Below are 311 nucleotides of genomic sequence, written 5' to 3' on the forward strand. Positions count from 1 at the left end.
CCCGTCCACGCCCCTGAACTTCCGTTCAATCTCAAAAATTGAGACGGATCAGCAACTTGTGGATAAGCCTTGAACAATTCTCTAAAGGTTGTTGCAAGCCATTGATGCGGCTGGCGATCTCGTCCTCGCTGGGCTCCTCGAAGTCCATCTCGGCCGCGTCCGGCTTCGGCGCGCGCGGCTTGCGCTTGGATTCGCGCACGCGCTCCACCGCTGCCACGCTTTCCGGGCTGGAGCCACTGCGGCCGAACGACACCAGCAGGGTCGGTCGGTCACGCTGCAGGTACAGCGCCGGGTGGGTCAGCAGGCTGGTG

The 311-nt window shown here is 62.7% G+C and carries 1 pseudogene; it reads right to left on the minus strand.

Annotated features, from left to right (window positions below):
• Positions 1-31: 31 nt before the first annotated feature.
• A pseudogene (locus ABGA94_RS20515) lies at positions 32-311 on the minus strand (hypothetical protein); the annotation flags it as partial.

Origin of the sequence: Stenotrophomonas sp. 3diitr2024, assembly GCF_042136455.1 — a bacterium.
GTDB lineage: Bacteria > Pseudomonadota > Gammaproteobacteria > Xanthomonadales > Xanthomonadaceae > Stenotrophomonas > Stenotrophomonas sepilia.